The sequence below is a fragment of the Microcoleus sp. K4-B3 genome, assembly GCF_036704615.1.
Taxonomy (GTDB): Bacteria; Cyanobacteriota; Cyanobacteriia; order Cyanobacteriales; family Microcoleaceae; genus Microcoleus.
In genome coordinates, this window is record NZ_JAUBSF010000011.1 from 39,836 (window position 1) to 58,038 (window position 18,203).

Annotated in this window: 12 protein-coding genes and 1 pseudogene; 11 read left to right on the forward strand and 2 right to left on the reverse strand. The window is 49.1% G+C overall.

What is annotated here, in order from left to right:
* Nucleotides 1-109: 109 nt before the first annotated feature.
* Entirely contained in the window at nt 110-784 is a 675-nt protein-coding gene (locus QUA78_RS07850; RefSeq protein WP_333304327.1) for a PDDEXK nuclease domain-containing protein, read from the forward strand.
* Between the two features lie 251 nt (nt 785-1,035).
* The gene (locus tag QUA78_RS07855) at nt 1,036-1,455 is read left to right on the forward strand and encodes a PDDEXK nuclease domain-containing protein (RefSeq protein ID WP_333398708.1); all 420 of its coding nucleotides are present in this window, start codon (nt 1,036-1,038) and stop codon (nt 1,453-1,455) included.
* Between the two features lie 126 nt (nt 1,456-1,581).
* Here QUA78_RS07855 and QUA78_RS07860 read toward each other — a convergent pair whose 3' ends face one another.
* A complete protein-coding gene (locus QUA78_RS07860; protein WP_333398709.1) occupies nt 1,582-3,792 on the reverse strand; it encodes a peptidase domain-containing ABC transporter in 2,211 nt (736 codons plus the stop codon).
* A 170-nt stretch (nt 3,793-3,962) separates the two neighbouring features.
* Between QUA78_RS07860 and QUA78_RS07865 the strand changes: the two are divergent.
* Nucleotides 3,963-4,118 (forward strand): annotated as a pseudogene (locus tag QUA78_RS07865) (transposase); the annotation flags it as partial.
* An 8-nt stretch (nt 4,119-4,126) separates the two neighbouring features.
* Here QUA78_RS07865 and tnpA read toward each other — a convergent pair.
* A complete protein-coding gene (gene tnpA / locus QUA78_RS07870; protein WP_333300163.1) occupies nt 4,127-4,537 on the reverse strand; it encodes an IS200/IS605 family transposase in 411 nt (136 codons plus the stop codon).
* Nucleotides 4,538-5,159: 622 nt separating this feature from the next.
* Here tnpA and QUA78_RS07875 point away from each other — a divergent pair.
* The 8 genes from QUA78_RS07875 to QUA78_RS07910 all read left to right on the forward strand — a co-directional run bounded on the left by QUA78_RS07875 (nt 5,160) and on the right by QUA78_RS07910 (nt 17,910).
* Complete coding sequence (locus tag QUA78_RS07875) at nt 5,160-7,154, forward strand: PatA/PatG family cyanobactin maturation protease (RefSeq protein WP_333300165.1); 1,995 nt, start codon at nt 5,160-5,162, stop codon at nt 7,152-7,154.
* Nucleotides 7,155-7,250: 96 nt separating this feature from the next.
* Nucleotides 7,251-7,502: a cyanobactin biosynthesis system PatB/AcyB/McaB family protein gene (locus tag QUA78_RS07880; RefSeq protein WP_333300166.1), complete on the forward strand. Its 252-nt coding sequence runs from the start codon at nt 7,251-7,253 to the stop codon at nt 7,500-7,502.
* A 27-nt stretch (nt 7,503-7,529) separates the two neighbouring features.
* Entirely contained in the window at nt 7,530-8,285 is a 756-nt protein-coding gene (locus tag QUA78_RS07885; protein WP_333300168.1) for a cyanobactin biosynthesis PatC/TenC/TruC family protein, read from the forward strand.
* A 49-nt stretch (nt 8,286-8,334) separates the two neighbouring features.
* On the forward strand, nt 8,335-10,665 hold the full coding sequence (locus QUA78_RS07890) for a TOMM precursor leader peptide-binding protein (RefSeq protein ID WP_333300170.1): 2,331 nt from the start codon (nt 8,335-8,337) through the stop codon (nt 10,663-10,665).
* 135 nt (nt 10,666-10,800) lie between these two features.
* On the forward strand, nt 10,801-10,998 hold the full coding sequence (locus QUA78_RS07895) for a microcyclamide/patellamide family RiPP (RefSeq protein WP_333300172.1): 198 nt from the start codon (nt 10,801-10,803) through the stop codon (nt 10,996-10,998).
* A 572-nt stretch (nt 10,999-11,570) separates the two neighbouring features.
* Nucleotides 11,571-12,518: a LynF/TruF/PatF family peptide O-prenyltransferase gene (locus tag QUA78_RS07900; RefSeq protein WP_333300174.1), complete on the forward strand. Its 948-nt coding sequence runs from the start codon at nt 11,571-11,573 to the stop codon at nt 12,516-12,518.
* Nucleotides 12,519-12,744: 226 nt separating this feature from the next.
* Nucleotides 12,745-16,638, forward strand: a complete 3,894-nt coding sequence (locus QUA78_RS07905; RefSeq protein ID WP_333300176.1) for a PatA/PatG family cyanobactin maturation protease — start codon at nt 12,745-12,747, stop codon at nt 16,636-16,638.
* Nucleotides 16,639-17,112: 474 nt separating this feature from the next.
* On the forward strand, nt 17,113-17,910 hold the full coding sequence (locus tag QUA78_RS07910; protein ID WP_333300178.1) for a DUF5829 family protein: 798 nt from the start codon (nt 17,113-17,115) through the stop codon (nt 17,908-17,910).
* Nucleotides 17,911-18,203: the final 293 nt, after the last annotated feature.

The window sequence follows — 18,203 nt, forward strand, 5'->3', positions numbered from 1 at the left end:
AAGAAAAATCACTCTTTGTGGAACAGGCATCTTGCCTGTTCTTGAGAATGGTGCAAAATGTGAGATGAAATAGAGGCGATCGTTCTGGAAAATATGCGGGAATGAGTTTATGGCGAATAACTTATCAATTCCAGAAGATTATCATGATTTTATGCGGGAACTTAAGACACGTATTTTGCAAGCTCAAATGCGGGCTGTAATTTCTGTTAACCGCGAATTAGTGTTGCTTTACTGGCAAATTGGACGGGATATTTTAAACCGACAACAGCAGCGAGGATGGGGAGCAAAAGTTATAGACAATATAGCTGCTGACTTGCAAAAAGCTTTTCCTGATATGAAGGGTTTTTCACCTCGCAATCTCAAGTATATGAGAAGTTTTGCGGAAACTTACCCGGATGAACAATTTGTGCAACAGGTTGTTGCACAAATTCCTTGGGGGCATAATCTCCGCATTCTGGATGCTGTGAAAGAGTCCGTAGAGCGTGAGTGGTATATTCGCCAAACTATCGAGGAAGGATGGAGTCGAAATGTATTAGTTCATCAAATAGAAAGCGGGCTGGATCGGCGACAAGGGAAAGCTGATACGAACTTCTCTCGCACTCTTCCAGACGCGCAATCTGAATTAGCTCAACAGTTGTTGAAAGATCCTTATAATTTTGATTTTATCAGTTTAGACAAAGAAGCACAAGAGAGAGAATTAGAGAAAGCCTTAATCGATCGCATCCGCGATTTTTTGCTAGAGTTGGGGGTGGGGTTTGCTTTTGTGGGCAGTCAATCGATTTGAGATTTGAGATTTGAGATTTTAGATTAAAGAATTGAAGCATTGACCCCACGGATCAATTCGGGGGCTCCTTTATCGGATACAGGTTTTTTATTTCTGGACGGATGAATCCGGGGGCTTGTATCCTGGATGCTTTCGGTCAATCGATTGCGCGATTTTAGATTTGAGATTTTAGATTAAAGAATTGAAGCATTGACCCCACGGATCAATTCGGGGGCTCCTTTATCGGATACAGGTTTTTTATTTCTGGACGGATGAATCCGGGGGCTTGTATCCTGGATGCTTTCGGTCAGTATCATCTGGAGGTTGAAGGGGAAGATTTTTATATTGATTTATTGTTTTATCATTTACGTTTGCGGTGTTTTGTGGTAATTGATTTGAAGGTGGAAGCGTTTAAGCCGGAGTTTTCTGGGAAAATGAGTTTTTACGTTTCGGCGGTAGATGATTTGCTGAAACATCGGGATGATATGCCGACTATTGGGATGATTTTATGTAAAAATAAAAAGCAGAAGATTGTCGAATATGCTTTGCGGGATATGAATAAACCGATCGGCGTTTCGACTTATCAATTGCGGGAGGCTTTGCCGGAACAGTTACAGGGAAGTTTGCCAACTGTTGAGCAGTTGGAAGCTGAGTTAGAAGCAGTAGAATTGGAAATTGAGGAGGAACGATAAAAGGCGATCGCTACATTAAACCGCTAGATTAATGTTAAAAATGCCCTTAAATGCTATCAAAACAATTTTTAGTAAATTTGTAAGGTAGGTTCTAGAATAACGCACCGTACAAATTTACCAATCTGTTTAAGGATGCAAAAACTCTAAATGGTCTCCTGGAATCGATCGCAATTTTGCAGCCGATCCTTGCACTTTCAACCTGCCGCGCTCTAACATGATAATCCAATCGGCGCGATCGATCACTCGCGGTCTGTGACTGATAAAAATCGTCGTTTTCCCCTGCCGGTACATCAACAATTGTTCTAAAACTTCCGCTTCGCTTGCGGGGTCAAGCCCTGCGGTAGATTCGTCTAAAATCAATACGGGCGGGTTGTTGAGAATGGCGCGGGCGATCGCCAATCTCTGTCTTTGTCCGCCAGAAATATTCGCTCCAAACTCCCCTAAAACTGTTTGATATTTATCAGGCAATTGGCTGATAAATTCATCCGCACCCGCAATTTTACACGCTTTCACAATCTGTTCAAAGCTGATATCTGGACTGCCCAAACGAAAATTTTCGAGAATCGAACGGCTCCAAAAATGCGCTTCTTGAGGAACCAATACCACCTGCTGTCTCAGACTGTCGAGAGACAAATCCTGCAAGTTGTAACCGCCAATTCTAATATTACCCGATTGCAGCGGATACAGACCAGCAATTACTTTAGCTAGCGTACTTTTTCCGCAGCCGGAATAGCCGATCAAAGCAATTGCTTGACCGCCGGGAAACGTGACGGAAAAATTTTCCAGCAAGTCAAGTCTGCCGGGGTAGTGAAAACTAACACCCTTGCAAACAATACCGTCGCGATCCTGAATGGTTACAAAAGGTTTATTACTATCGTTTTTAGTTTCCGGTTCAGCGTCGATGACTTCAGAAAGCCGTTGAGTTGCTGTCTGGACGCGAGTCATTTCATCCGAAAATCCGACTAAGGAAGTCACCCAAGTAGTAACGTTTTGATTCATGCTAATAAACGCTAGCAACTGACCGATACTCAATACCTTGTCAATCACCAAACCGCTGCCCAACCACAGCAGAGTAATGCTGCCCGCCGAGGCAATAAAACCGGAAAATATATTGTTGAGAATGCCGATTTGCGTAGTGCGGAAAGTGAGATTTGCTAAGCGGCCGAAGCGGCTTTGAAATTCTTCCCAAAGTTCCTGGGTACTGCTAGTAGTTTTGACAGTCAGCGCGCCTTTAAAAGTTTCTACTAAAACGCCTTGAGTTTCTGCTTCCAGCACAAATAAACTGCGCGTTTTGTGCTGCAAAACTGGCAGAAACACCACTGTAGAGGCAGTCATTAACACAGCAATCACTGTAGCTGCCAGCGTCAATTCCTTGCTGTAAAACAGCATAAAAATAAAAGAAACTATAGCTATAAAAAATTGACTGGGCAAGCTGATAGCGACTTGAGAAACTAATTTATTTATTTCTTGGATATCTTGTAATCTACTGACAATTTCGCCGCTGCGTCTGGTTTCGTAAAAACTCAAAGGCAATCGCAGGAATTTGCGCGCGAATTCCATCACTAATCCCAACTCTAAACGCTGGGAGAACTGAGCGATCAAGTTGGACTGTACCAATCCTAAACTGCTGCTAAACAGGTTCATAACTATAACTGCGATCGCCACACTCGCCAGGAGTTGTCTGTCGCCCCGCACCAGGATGTCGTCGGTGAGCAGTTGAACTAGAAAAGGCGAAGAAATCGACAGCAAACCCAACACTGCATTCAGCAAAAATGCTTCCATTAAAATCTGGCGGTAAATCCCAATCCGGCGCATCCATTTTTGTAAGGAATTGGCTGGCGGTTGACCCTCTGCTGCCACAAAAAACCGTTGCGGATCGGGTTCTACTAGCAAGCACAGCCAATCAGTCCAAGCTGCTGCTAATTCTGCTTTAGAAACATAGCGCATACCGACAGCCGGATCGCCGATCGCATATTTGTTGCCCTGTTTGCCGTACAAAACAACCCAGTGATAACCGTTCCAGTGAATAATCATCGGTAGAGGGGCATCATCGAGCTTGTCTAAAATTGCAGCGGCTGCTCGCACCGATCGAGCATTGAAGCCGATCGCCTCAGCACCTTGTTTCAAGCCCAGCAAAGTCGTCCCTTGCTGGCCCGTACCGACCAATTCTCGCAAGCGGCTAATTGTAAAATTCTGACCGTAAAATTTAGCGATCGAAGCCAGACAAGCTGCACCGCAATCTTCTTCGCCCTGCTGGAGCACAACCTGATATTTCAGAGAATTCTTGATTTTTCCGTAGAATGGTATTCCTGGGAAAAATGGGATGTTTTTTAGCATTTTTTCAAATGAGTAGAGCCTAAAGAACAATACCCACCGCCGCCTGGCCAATCAGCAAAAAGCACCCATAAAATTATGGGCGATCGCTTTCTTCACAGTTCTCTAACTGAATTAACGGAACTTAAACAAAAAATGAGTTCGAGATCGGGGAAGAACTAGGGCGTGTTTTCTTGCCTCTTTGTCTCCTAAAAATAGGCGATCGCAGGCAGGTGTGTTTTTGCCACAACCCCCGCATTCAACAGCACAAACTCTTCAAACGGATTGCAGCCAGAGGAAAGACTTCTGTAGATTGGTTTTTTGGCTTCAAACTTTATCTGGTTTGCAATGATGGAAATTAACGGGATTCAAGCCTCGCCCTTCTAAGGCGATTTTCGTCTTTGATGTACTGCTTCAAAACTTCAATTGGTGCGCCTCCCACAGAAACGGTAAAGTAACTGGGACTCCACAAAGATTCTGGGTGGGGCTTCTTGTATCCAGCTTGTCCGTAACGGCGACTAGATACGCATTTGAGTGCGTTTACTATTTGTGAAACAGACAGCTTGGGCGGGTATTCAATCAGTGCGTGAACGCGATCGCATTCGCCGTTGAATTCTAATATCTGAAAATTCATCTGTCGAGCTACTTCTCGGAAAGATTTTTCGACCAAATCCAGCCCATCGTCCGTGAATACGGGCTTTCGATATTTTGTTACGCAGACCAAGTGAATCCTCAAGTCTGTAACGCTATGCCTTTCCCTTCTATACATGGTTTTCGTTTATGCAGACCAACCTGTAATACCAAATAAATACTAACTAAGTTTAACAGGATGAAGGCACGAAACAGGAAAAATTTTATCTAAATAAATAATAAAGAAAATGTGTAGCACCACTTGCATAAATATTTTGTTACGCAGACCAAGTGAATCTTCAGGTCTGTAACGCTATGCCTTTGCCTTATATACATGGTTTTTGTTTATGCAGACCAACCTGTAATACCAAATAAATAACAGCTCAGCTTAACAGGATGAAGGCACGATACCAGTACAAACTTTATCCAAATAATAAGAAATGTGTAGAAACACTTGCATAAACTCTGCTCAGTATGTTTTTATTACTTTCAAGATTTTAGTATAGCGCTACACAACCAGCAGCTTGCCAGATCGGCGATCCCCGGTCATCATCAGTTCGCTCATCTGGCAAGCATTAAGATTGTGCAGCACTACAACGAGTAATTCTTAGGGTTTAAAAACTACCCCGATCGCCTTTTTTCAAAGACTAAACTTCAAGCAGCCTGCTTGTCATACCTCATATTGAAGGTGAAAACGCAGCTATCAATAGGTGTAAAAAAACTACTCTATGCTGATTACTGTTTGGAATAAATACGTTTAAATGCTAGATACATTAAGTACGCTCTCCCAGGGAGATAGTAGTATTTGTATTGCCGTTTTGGATGGTCCTGTTGACCAAAATCATCCTTGCTTTCAAGGCGCAGACTTGACGTATCTGCCCACCTTGGTTAAAGCGGATGCCCAGATCGGTGGCAGTATGTCCACCCACGGAACCCACGTTGCCAGCATTATCTTTGGGCAACCGGGCAGTCCGGTGGAGGGGATAGCTCCCCAATGCAAGGGAATAATTGTGCCAGTCTTCGCCGACGATCGCCTCAAGACTTCCCAACTAGATTTGGCTAGGGGGATCGAGCAAGCAGTCAATGCCGGCGCCCACGTGATCAACCTCAGTGGGGGTCAACTAACCGACTATGGCGAGGCCGATGGCTGGCTACAGAATGCCGTTCGTCTGTGCCGAGAGAACAACGTCTTGCTCGTCGCTGCGGCTGGCAACAATAGTTGCGATTGCTTGCACGTACCCGCTGCCTTGCCCTCTGTGCTAGCGGTCGGGGCGATGGATGCTAATGGCAAACCCCTGGACTTTAGCAACTGGGGCGAAGCCTACAAAGACCAGGGCATCCTTGCCCCAGGCAAGGACATCCTGGGAGCTAAACCGGGCGGTGGCACCGATCGCCTTAGCGGTACGAGCTTCGCCACTCCGATTGTCTCAGGTGTAGCAGCCGTGCTGCTGAGTCTTCAGCGGGAGCAGGGAGAAACCCCCGACCCCCAAAAAATTCGTCAAGTGTTGTTGCAGAGTGCCTTACCCTGCGACCCTGACTTGCCAGAAGAAACCCGTCGGTGTCTGGCGGGCAGACTGAACATCTCTGGAGCCATAACGTTATTAAAAGGAGGAAATATGGCTGAGAATTTCGCATCGGTGGGTGCATCAGGAGTAGAAGCCGCAGGCTGCGGTTGTGATGGCGGCTTAACTAACGCCAGTGAAGCGATGGCTAATCAAGGGCAACCGGCTCCTAGCTTGGTTGCTGCTGCCGCCAAGCCAGGAGCGGCTGAGGCTGTCCCTAGCAACACCCCTAACTTGCACAACTTGATGCAATCGTTTCCTACATCTGTAACCCAACAACCACCAATGATGCCCAACATAACTGCTAACTCCGTCACCGCCAGCCAAGCCCCCAGCGAACTTCCGGATCTCGGTCAGATTGTTTATGCCCTAGGAACCCTCGGCTACGACTTCGGAACCGAAGCCCGCCGGGACTCGTTCAAGCAACTGATGCCACCGTTTGACATAGGGGGAGGGGTGATGGTGCCAGCGAACCCCTACGACGCGCGGCAGATGGTGGACTACCTGGACAACAATATTTCTGAGGCGCGATCGCTCATTTGGACGCTGAACATTGAACTGACTCCGGTCTATGCGATCGACCCCACCGGTCCCTTCGGCGCCGAGTCCTACCGCGCTCTCCACGAACTGCTATCCGGTCAAATCCAACCCGAAAACGATGCCGAATACGTTGAGCGCGTCAGCATACCGGGCATCTTGACCGGGCGCAAAGTCAAGCTCTTCTCCGGTCAAGTTATCCCGGTAATTGAACCCCAAAGCACCCGCGGCATCTACGGTTGGAAAGTCAACAGCTTGGTGAGAGCGGCGATGGCAGCGGTTCAAGCTGAAGACGGCACTGCTGATGAAGACCGCATCCGCAACACCTTAGATGGCTTCCTCAACCGCATCTACTACGACCTCCGCAACTTAGGAACCACCTCCCAAGACCGCGCCCTCAACTTCTCCGTCACCAACGCCTTCCAAGCCGCCCAAACCTTCAGCGAAGCGGTTGCCGTCGGCATGGAACTCGACAGCATTACTGTTGAGAAAAGTCCCTTCTGTCGCATGGATAGCGACTGCTGGGATGTGAAGTTGAAGTTCTTCGACCCTGAAAACAGCCGCCGTGCCAAGAAGGTTTTCCGCTTCACCATTGATGTCAGCGATCTGATTCCGGTCACGTTGGGCGAAGTTCGTTCTTGGTCTTCACCGTATTAAAGGGGAATACAATTGGGGTGAGAGTGGCACAACAAAATGCACTCTCGCCAAGACATCTAGATTTGTTCACCCTATCCATACGGAGAATCCTGAACCATGCGACTTCCTGTATTGTCTCCCCCCGTCAAACGGCCTCATTTCATCCAGCCTGCGCTGTGCGTGGATGTGGAAGATGGTCTTACCGAGGATTTGATCCATATTCGGATGGATCTGCTCCATGGCGCTAACTATAACGATCCTTCAGCCTATGCCAACCGCAGTTTCAACCAAGTGATGCACTCTAGTGCCAGCCAGAGTGCAGCCAGCCAGGGCTGGGGTGGCTTTGGGGGCATGGGACGATTTTATTAACGAGCCACTGATAAGCCCCTAATCACGATGCCTCAGCAAACTGAAACCCTATGGCAAATTGGTCAAGCTGGTAAAGGAGGTCAGGAGTTTTCGCAGGTAGGCGGCTGGCAAGAGGAATTTACCTACGTTGTTGGGTCAGATCGAGACCCGATTAACCAGCCCCAGATGCCATCGTTGCTCGTAGTTCCCGGTCGCAAGACCAAACCGCAGAGCAAAGGAAAGCAGCTTTTTTCCACCGACAAACTGAATATCCAATTCACCCTTGCCCAAAGCTACAGCACAGGCGAACTTACGCTCTTTTACAACTTTTTTGGCTCTCAGGTTGACACCCTCTGGGTTGATGGTGACCCAGTGACCGAACTCGTCGGGGTCGGGTCAGGCAAGCCAACCCAAACCCAGATTCCCTTGCCAGCCCTCAGCGCTGGGCAACATACCCTGACCCTGACCACTGCTGGTGGGTCGAGAGATGGGGCACACCGGATCGACTACCTCAAGCTAGAGGGGGTTTTGGCTCCCCAGCAACCGCAAACTCTCCAAACACCCCAAACACCCAACGAAACTAAGGAAACTATGGCTAATGAGAACAAGGAAACGGTGGCTAAGGAGACTACAGAAGTAACACCCTCGGAAGTCTCCTCCCCCCCAGAACAGAAAAAGTCTTACGTTCCTGATTCCCAGACCGGGCTGCAAGATTATTCCTACTGGTGCGACTACGCCAAGAAGCAAGCCAAGAAGTCAAAGAGACACCCTAAACCCTTCCGCCGGGGCCGCATCTGGTCCTAATCCCTAGCCTGTCTTGTTATCGTCCACTTAATGACTGACTGTTCGCTCTATGCAATCCACCACACTGCTCCAAATTAAGCCGCACTTTCATGTCGAGGCGATCGAGCCAAACCAAGTCTACCTCCTTGCTGAACAGAGCAACTACGCCCTCAGCGGGCAACTCTACTGCCAAATCGTGCCTCTGCTGAATGGGCAACACACCCGGGAGCAGATTGTCGAAAAATTTGATGGGGCAGTCCCGGCGGAACACATTGACTATGTGCTCGATCGCCTCGCAGAGAAAGGCTACCTCACCGAGGTGGCGCCGGGTCTATCCCCGGAAGTGGCGGCATTTTGGAGCGAGTTAGGGATTGCACCCCCTGTGGCGGCCCAGGGGCTACAGCAGCCGGTCACGCTGACAACGGTGGGCGATAACATCAGTGAAGTCACGGTTGCTGCCCTCGCAACAGCCCTGCGGGACATGGGCATTCCGGTGCAAAACCCCGCAGACGCGGATTCCTCAGCGGCGCTCAACATCGTTTTGACCGATGACTATTTGCAGCCGGAACTAGCCACCATCAACAAGCAGGCTCTGGAGCGCCAACAAACTTGGCTGCTCGTCAAGCCGGTGGGCAGTGTCCTCTGGTTGGGTCCAGTGTTTGTTCCAGGAGAGACGGGGTGTTGGGGCTGTCTTGCCCATCGGCTGGGGGGCAACCGCGAAGTTGAGTCGTCGGTATTGCGGCAAAAACAAGCCCAGCAAGAGCGCAATGGTCAAAACGGCAGTGTATTAGGCTGCTTGCCCACAGCACGGGCGACGCTGCCTTCGACCCTGCAAACGGGGTTACAGTTTGCCGCGACTGAGATTGCCAAGTGGATTGTCAAGCAACACGTCAATGCCACTGCCCCGGGAACGGCACGCTTCCCCACCCTGGACGGCAAGGTTATCACCTTCAACCAGACAATTCTGGACTTGAAAAGCCATATCTTGATTAAGCGGCCGCAATGTCCGACCTGTGGCGACCGAGAAATTATGCAACGGCAGGGGTTTGAACCGCTCAAGCTAGAATCGCGCCGCAAGCACTTCACCCACGATGGTGGACACCGTGCCACTACCCCAGAACAGACCTTGCAAAAATACCAGCACTTGCTCGGCCCCGTAACGGGAGTGGTAACGGAACTGGTGCGAGTCTCCGATCCAACTAATCCGTTGGTACATACCTACCGGGCGGGGCATAGCTTCGGCAGCCCCGCCTCCTTGCGGGGGCTACGCAATACCCTAAACTACAAGAGTTCTGGCAAAGGCAAGACCGATAGCCAATCGCGGGCGAGTGGTTTCTGTGAGGCAGTGGAACGCTATTCGGGCATCTTTCAGGGGGACGAACCTCGTAAACGGGCAGCCTTGGCGGAATTGGGAGACTTGGCGATTCATCCAGAACAGTGTTTGTACTTTAGCGATGAGCAGTATGCCAATCGGGAAGCCCTGAACGCTCAGGGTACAGAGGCAGCCTATCGCTGGATTCCCCATCGGTTTGATGCAAGTCAAGCGATTGACTGGACTCCGGTGTGGTCGTTGACCGCACAGACGCACAAATATCTACCCACTGCCTTTTGCTACTACCACTACACCCTGCCGGAAGCTTATCGCTTCTGTAAGGCGGATTCCAACGGTAACGCAGCGGGCAACACCCTGGAAGAGGCAATATTGCAAGGGTTCATGGAACTGGTGGAGCGCGACAGTGTAGCTTTGTGGTGGTACAACCGCCTCAGCCGTCCGGGGGTGGATCTCAGTAGCTTTGATGAGCCGTATTTTGTTCAGTTGCAGCAGTTCTACCGGGAACTGAACCGGGAACTATGGGTGCTGGATTTGACTGCTGACTTAGGGATTCCGGCGTTTGCGGGCTTATCGTATCGCACAGTGGGAACAGAGCGGATAGCTATTGGTTTTGGGGCGCACCTCGACCCGAAGATTGCCATTCTTCGCAGCCTCACTGAGGTGAGCCAAGTTGGGCTAGAGCTGGACAAAATTCCCGACGAGCAGCTCAAGGGTGAGTCGAAAGACTGGCTGTTAGGAGTGACTCGAGAAAGTCATCCTTGTTTAGTCCCAGATGCATCACAGCCGCTGAAAACAGCCAATGATTACCCCAAGCGCTGGAGTGATGACATCTACACAGATGTGATGACCTGTGTGGGGATTGCCCAAGCAGCAGGTTTAGAAACTCTGGTGTTAGACCAGACGCGACCGGACATCGGCTTGAACGTGGTCAAAGTGATTATACCGGGAATGCGAACCTTTTGGTCGCGGTTGGGTCCAGGCCGGCTTTATGACGTGCCTGTGAAGTTGGGGTGGCGAACCGTGCCCCTGGCTGAGGCAGAGATGAACCCCACGAATATACCGTTTTAAGTCTTTTTAAAGTTTGCGGGCGACAGGCTCCGCTACATAACAGATGTCGCCCTACTAGGCTTCTTCCCAACGAAGAAGAGGATTGACCCACCTCAACGGGTCAACAAACCAAACAACAAAATGAGGAAATTACTCATGGATAAGAAGAACATTCTGCCCCAACAAGGCAAACCCGTGATGCGGAGCACCACTGGTAAACTCCCCAGCTACTTGGCTGAACTCTCTGAAGAAGCTCTCGGTGGTAATGGTGCGGAAGCATCTGCCAGTATTAGTATCTGCGCCTTCGATGGTGCGGAAGCATCTGCCAGTATTAGTATCTGCGCCTTCGATTAAGGATATATAGCCTAGCTCACTTTAGTCACTTTAGTGGCACGGCAGTGAACCTCTAGTTGCCATCGCAGTGATTTCCTAGGCTGTACGTTGTTGACGAGGTTAAAGATGTCGAGTTGCGATCGAAACTTTACTTTATCCTGAGTTTTGTGAGCTTTCTTCATCTACCTCGTCTTCATCTTACACCTCCCAGCAGACTCTCGCTAAACGCCGAAGCGTTGTAGCGGCGTGAGAAATAAAAGGTTAATCGCCATCCGGTGAATCCCAATGGCGATTAACTTGCCTCACATATTTTTTGGTAAAAAGGCAATCCGTACTTTTTGTTAGACTTAAGTTAAGGCGGCGAGAAAAATTCAATGTATATAAAAATGTATATAAAGAAATATAAATTAGCCGTAGGGTGTGTTATGCCGTAGGCTAACGCACCTTGAATTGTTGACGGTGCGTTGCGCTGTGCGACAACACACTCTACATTAAAATTCCTTAACATAGCTGTAAATATTAGCAGCGACTTATTTAGGCACTCTATTGAGATTAGCAACAAAAATGATCGTGCTGCGATCTACCTTACTAAGATGATGACCCTAACTTCTATGCTTAAACAGAATCATCTCAAAGACCGCCGTCTTCAGTTTGTCCGAACTCATCAAGAGGCTTTTGATGTCGAGCCAACATTCCCTCTCCCTCTGTTTGAAGAGGCTATTCTTGAGATCGAAGGTCCCTGTGGTATTGAATCCTCTTGTAAAGTCGAAGGTAGCCGACTGCTAGCAGGGCGTTTTGAGGTTTGTAATGATTTTGGAAAGACTTGGCCAAAATCGCTAACCTATGCGTTTAAGTTCTTGGATAAAATCGAGAATCGGTTGGGTGTACGTATTAATCGTGAATCGTTTGAGCAGTTTGCAGCAGCACATATTAGCTCCCGCAAAATTATGAATAACACTATTGGCATTCACTTGGGTTCAAAGCTTGAAGATTCCAGTGTGATGCTGTACATCCATATCGACGAAGACGAGGAAGATCCTGAAGAATTAGCAAGGACAGCGATCGCTCTTGATGGTGGTTACTACTCAGATGAATTAACACAGGTTCTGATTAGAGATACGATGGTCATCGGTTTTGAACTTTTTTTTGATGGTCGTAGTCATGTGGAATTATTTCCTTGTGCTCCAGCACAGCCTGGAGCATTAGGAAACAGAGGAAAGTATCTCACACCCTACGTGCAAAAATATTGTTCACAGAAAGTGAATTCTATTCTTAGGGGATCACATTTCCTCATGGCATCCTTCTCTAAAGCCTATGCAACGCCAGTCTTATGGTTTTACTTCCACAACGTCAAAGACATACCAAAATATTTTTCATTTAACAGTTTAGGTGATAGAGTCTATGATTTTTGTCAAAGTCAAAGTTGTATCACAAGTGCTGCTGTGGCTGTTACAGAGCTAGAGTTAGAGAACAGTCGATTAGAAAATTTTTGTTTCTACTACAATAAACGTGACGAATGTCAACCGCATCCGGGATTTTGATTTTTCTTGAAAATGACTTTGACGACGAGATCGAAACTTAGAATAACCGATCAATTTCAGGGTTGTGATTTTGTCAGAATCAAACAGTAATATGAAATCCAAAAAAGAACGCTACATATCAATCTCCCGTCACCATCTCCCCTAGTCTCCCCGTCAATCATCTGTAGCAAACACTCTGCTGTCATCGACTAACCCACCTAATTGTGTTTTGTAATTGTCCATCGCCATGAGCAATCACCCTTTCGCTGTTTCCCTCAACCCTTTTGTCCAAGTCAAAAGCGCCGAAGACTACTACACCCTGCACTCGGCAGAATCCGATCCGACCGCTTTGCTAACCCTTGCCACAACGCCCGGAACCGGTATTGCTCTCGATCGTCTCAAGGCAGGCAACACCACCACCGCATCTCTCGTGCAAGGGTTAGCCGAAGTTGATGGTCGGGCAGCCGGGGAACAGTTTGCACTGACGCTACAACAATTGGATGAGCGGGGTTGGTTGAGTTACGCTGTGTTGCCGCTGGCAGTGGCGGTTCCGATGGTGGAATCTGCCGAATTGAATCTGACCGAACCCTACTGGACACAAACCCGTCTGGGCCTCTCCCGCTTTGCCTACCAACATCCCTACGAAGGCACTATGGTGCTGGAGTCCCCCCTCTCCAAGTTTCGGGTCAAGCTCCTCGACTGGCGAGCAAGTGCGCTGCTGGCTCAACTCGCCCAGCCCCAAACCTTAGCAACACTGACGCCACCGCCCTACCTCGGACCAGAAACCGCCTATCAGTTCCTCAAGTTGCTGTGGGCAGCGGGGTTTCTGACGGCTGACCGTGAACCTCCCTCGCTCCAGCTTTGGGACTTTCATAACCTGCTGTTTCACAGCCGCAGTCGCAACGGTCGCCATGACTACCCAGCCCTAGACAATGACATTGACCAGTGGTCGGATTTCCCAGTGGTGAAGCCGCCCATGAGCGACAGGATTGTGCCACTGCCGCGTCCGAACCTGGGAGCATTGATGTATAACGATGCCACGCTCACGGAAGCGATCGAAGCACGAAAATCGGTTCGACAATTTGACGATAACCATCCGATCTCGATCGAGCAACTAAGCGAACTACTCTATCGCACTGCCCGTGTTAAGGAATTACTTGGCATAGAAGAGTTATTAGGTAAGAATTGGCGAGAGCAACTAGATTTTAAAGCAGATATTGACTATGGCGAGTTGAGCCGTCGGTCGTACCCTAACGGTGGAGCGATGTATGAGCTAGAGATTTATCCGGTGGTGCGACGATGTGAAGGGTTGGACACAGGGCTGTATCACTACGACCCATTGAACCATCAACTCGAGCAGATTATTGGGGCAGAAGGCAATATCATTGCTCTGTCAGGCTATAACGTTGTTAACAACCTCCCAGTAGGTTTGGGAACACCACAAGTCCTTCTGGTAATTACAGCGCGATTTGGTCGCCTCTTTCGTCGCTATCGCTCTGTCGGTTATGCCTTGGTGCTTAAGCACGTTGGGGTGCTACAGCAAAACTTTTACTTGGTGGCAACCAATATGGGTCTGGCTGCCTGTGCAGTGGGGGGTGGGGATAGCGATGCTTTTGGTCGGGCAACGGGTCTAGACTATGTGGAAGAGTCGGCTGTCGGAGAGTTTGTGATTGGCTCGTTGCCTAACCGCAATGTCGAAGCAAGTGGGTTGGAGTCAATTGAGGTTGATGACGCGGAAGGGTTGACTGAGGCTATGGTCTCAGCTAGTGAGATTGAATTTGGTGGAGTTGAGGCTGAATCTGAGTCTACTGAGACAGAAGTATTGGGAAATCAGCTTGAGTCAGTTGGGCTAGTGGCAAAAATTCCGCCGGCTGAGGTGTGGGAAAGTCCTGAAAATACCTCAGCGCAAGTTGAGGAAACTGGGGCTGAGGCTGTTGACTTGGCTCCTTCAGATATGCTCTCCCAGACTCCAGATTCATCCAGTGTCGCTGAGGGTGAAAGGGAGTCGGCGGGGATTTCAGCCAGCGAAGTTGAAACTTCTGCAACCAAACTATCGGTGGCACTCCACCCCCATGACCTCGACGATCGCATCCCCGGACTCGCTGAACTCCACAACCAAACCCTCGGCGACCCCCGCATCACGATTGTAATTTTAGACGGCGACCCAGATTACACATTATCCTGTTTTGCCGGAGCTCAAGTCTCCAAGGTTTTTCCCTACTGGCACGAACCAGCAGATCCAATCAGCCCAGAACATTATGCCGCCTTCCAAGCAATCAGAGATAAGGGGCTCAAGGGTAAAGAGAAACAAGCCGCGATCGACGCTGCCTTACCAGAAAATGTCAAGACGCGCGTTGAAATCAACGACCATGCCTGCCACGTCACGAGTACAATCGTCGGTCAAGAGCATAGCCCTGTTTTCGGCGTGGCTCCCAAATGCCGGGTAATCAATATGCCCCACGATGCCCTAGCAAACCGTGACGAGATACAGTCACCCCTAGGGAATTATGACGATATACTGTCACCCCTCAACCTCGCCCGCGCTTTTGATTTAGCCTTAGAATTGGGTGCAAATATTATCCACTGCGCTTTTTGTCGCCCCACCCAAACAAGTGAAGGGGAAGAGCTCCTTCTCCAAGCGATTAAAAAATGTCAAGACAACAATATCTTGATCGTCGCGCCTGTAGGGAACAATTTCAACAAATCCTGGTGTCTGCCTGCCGTGCTGCCGGGAATTTTGGCAGTGGGAGCGGCAAAAGTCGATGGTACGCCGTGCGACTTTAGCAACTGGGGCGGCAACAACACACAAGAAGGTATCCTTGCTCCGGGTGAAGATATTCTAGGGGCGCAACCCTGCACCGAAAAACCCGTGCGCGTAACAGGAAGCAGCATGGCAGCTCCCGTAATCACGGGTATTTCTGCGCTGCTGATGAGTTTGCAACTGCAAGAGGGTAAACCCATTGATGCCGAAGCCGTCCGAATAGCACTGCTCAATACCGCGATTCCCTGCGACGCAGAAAAACCAGAACGCTGTCTGCGCGGCTTTGTCAATATCCCGGGCGCAATGAGAGTGCTGTTTGGGCAACCCTCCCTCACCATTTCCTTCGCGGGCGATCGAGTGATTCGCACCGAACGGGCAGGCTATGCCGCCCCCGTCGCGAGTCATGCTCCCCCCAGTACCCAAGAGGTTGTTGCCAGTGCAGCGATGCCTGCTGTCTTGCCCGCCACTCCTGCCGAGGAAACCGTCACCGCCGCCGCGACTCCCGCAGACACAGGCACTGTCGAAGCCAGCACCGCCTACTCTGGCAACGTTTACGCCCTAGGGACGATCGGCTACGACTTTGGGGATGAAACCCGCCGCGACACTTTCAAACAACAGATGGCTCCCGCCGAAGTAAACGGCATCATGGTGCCGGCAGACCCCTACGATGCTCGCCAGATGGTCGAGCACCTCGATCGCAATCCAGATGAAGGCCGTTCCCTGATCTGGACCTTGAACCTCGATGGAGACACGATATATGCCCTAGAGTCAACGGACGGGGAGGTCTACGAGATGTTTGTGCTGATGTTGGCGGGGCAACTCGAGCCAGAAGCGAGCGATGAATTTGTCGAGCGGATCAGCATACCCGCCCGACGCACCAACCGCACGGTGGAACTCTCCTCCGGTGAGGTTGTGCCTGTAGTGACGGTACCTTACCCGCGGGGAATGTACGGCTGGAAAGTCAATACCCTGGTGAACGCGGCGATGGCGGCAATCTCTCGTCAGGTGGACGAAGCCCAAGAACCCCTCGTGCGACAGGCTCTGACAGCCTTCCTCAACCGAGTCTACAACGATCTTCGCAATGTGGGGCAGACTTCGCGCGATCGCGCCCTCAACTTCGCTGCCACCAACATCTTCCAAGCCGCTGTCACCTTTGCTCGGGCGATCGTCGAGGGTCGTCAACTCGACACCATTAACGTCGAAAAAAGCCCGTTCTGTCGCATCAACAGTGACTGTTGGGATGTCAAGCTTGAGTTCTACGACCCAGACAGTAGTCGTCGGGGGCGCAAGGTCTTCCGCTTTACCCTTGATGTGGTGCTTCTGATGCCGGTGACTTTGGGTGAGGTGAGGAGCTGGTCAATCCCTGCTAAAGTGAGTTGAACGCACCGGTGACGGACTCATATCAATTTCGGTAACACCGTTCGGGATGGGGAGTGGGGAGTGGGGAGTCGGGGAATGTGGAATTATTGACCTTGACTCGATCGTTCCCATCCAACCGGAAACGATAGACAGCCTATTCCAGGTTTATTAAGTACACCCCAGAAACCGGGTTTCTTTACAGTTCTCGCATCATTACTGATTCTGTTGCTCGAAACCCGGTTTCTCGCGATCTACATTTACATGGAATATGCTGTAATATCATGTCCGGTCGATTACCCGAAATCAGGTAGGGGCGGGTTCACCAACAATATCTGCCAACAATCTCCAATCTCAAAAACCCGCCCGGCCGGGATATTATGGTCAATCGATCGGACATGATATAATACCTTGGCGCGACTTAAGTTAAACAGTTTTTATGAACAGGCATCTTGTCTGTTCCACAATTTGTATTGCTAAAGCTCAATCAGTAAAAACATGGGAATAGAATTTAACCATTTATATGTTACTCTCGACACAGAAACGCTAGAGTCGATCGCCAAATCAGAGTTCATCAGCCAAGAATTCTGCACAATATCCAGAGATACCGTAGAAACTGATAAAGAGAGTTGGGCGGGAACTTATCTCAGGGGAAAACATAGCTATCTTGAGCTTTTTGCTCCCGGGGGTGCGGAAGGGTTTAGGGAAGGTTTTTCGGGTATTGGTTTCAATAGTAAACAAGCAGGACAGATTGATATTGTAGATGAAAAGCTAAAATCCTTAGTAGCCCAAGAAACGTTTTCTGGTTTGCAAGTTCGTCAAACCGAAGATGGAAAAGTGCCCTGGTTTCATTATTTGGCGCTCAAATCAGAGAGAGAAGCCTTCAGTGCGTGGTTGATGGAATTTCATCAGGATTATTTAGACTATAAAAACATCAAGCTTACCAGTGCTGGTTGCTTTGACCGTGCTGCTTATCTCAAAAACCTTGCTACTTCCGAAACTTCTTTATTTGACGACATTTCAGAAGTTCATCTAGAATTGACTTTAGCGGAACACGAGGAACTATCATTACTACTTCGAGTCTTTGGCTATGACTCATCTTGCGTAGGAGATATTACTACCTATCGTTCTCATGGTTTTACTTTACAAGTATCTCAGAAAGTTGCTCCAAGTTATCGAATTCGCAAGGTTGTTTGCACGATGAAGGCTCAAGCTCATCAGGAAAGAAAGTTCACTTTCGGTGATAATGCACAGTTAAATGTGGGTGGAGAGTTGGCAATTTGGCAGTTTGGATAACTGATATCAATTCCGTTAGCATCGGAATGATATAAACGGAGGACACGGCAGTGCCGTGTCCCTACCACGATCAATTGTAGGGAAACGGCACTGCCGTGTCCTCTATATCATTCCGGTGCAGCCGGAATTGATATGAAGCAATAAGATGAAGTGTAGGGACACGGCAGTGCCGTGTCCCTACTTTTCGACCCGGAAAGCTCTCCTAGACTAAATATGATAAATTAATTGTCGATTATTGTCCCTAGTTTCAACGAAGTTTCGCAACACTCTATTTTTAGAATTTTATTCTAATA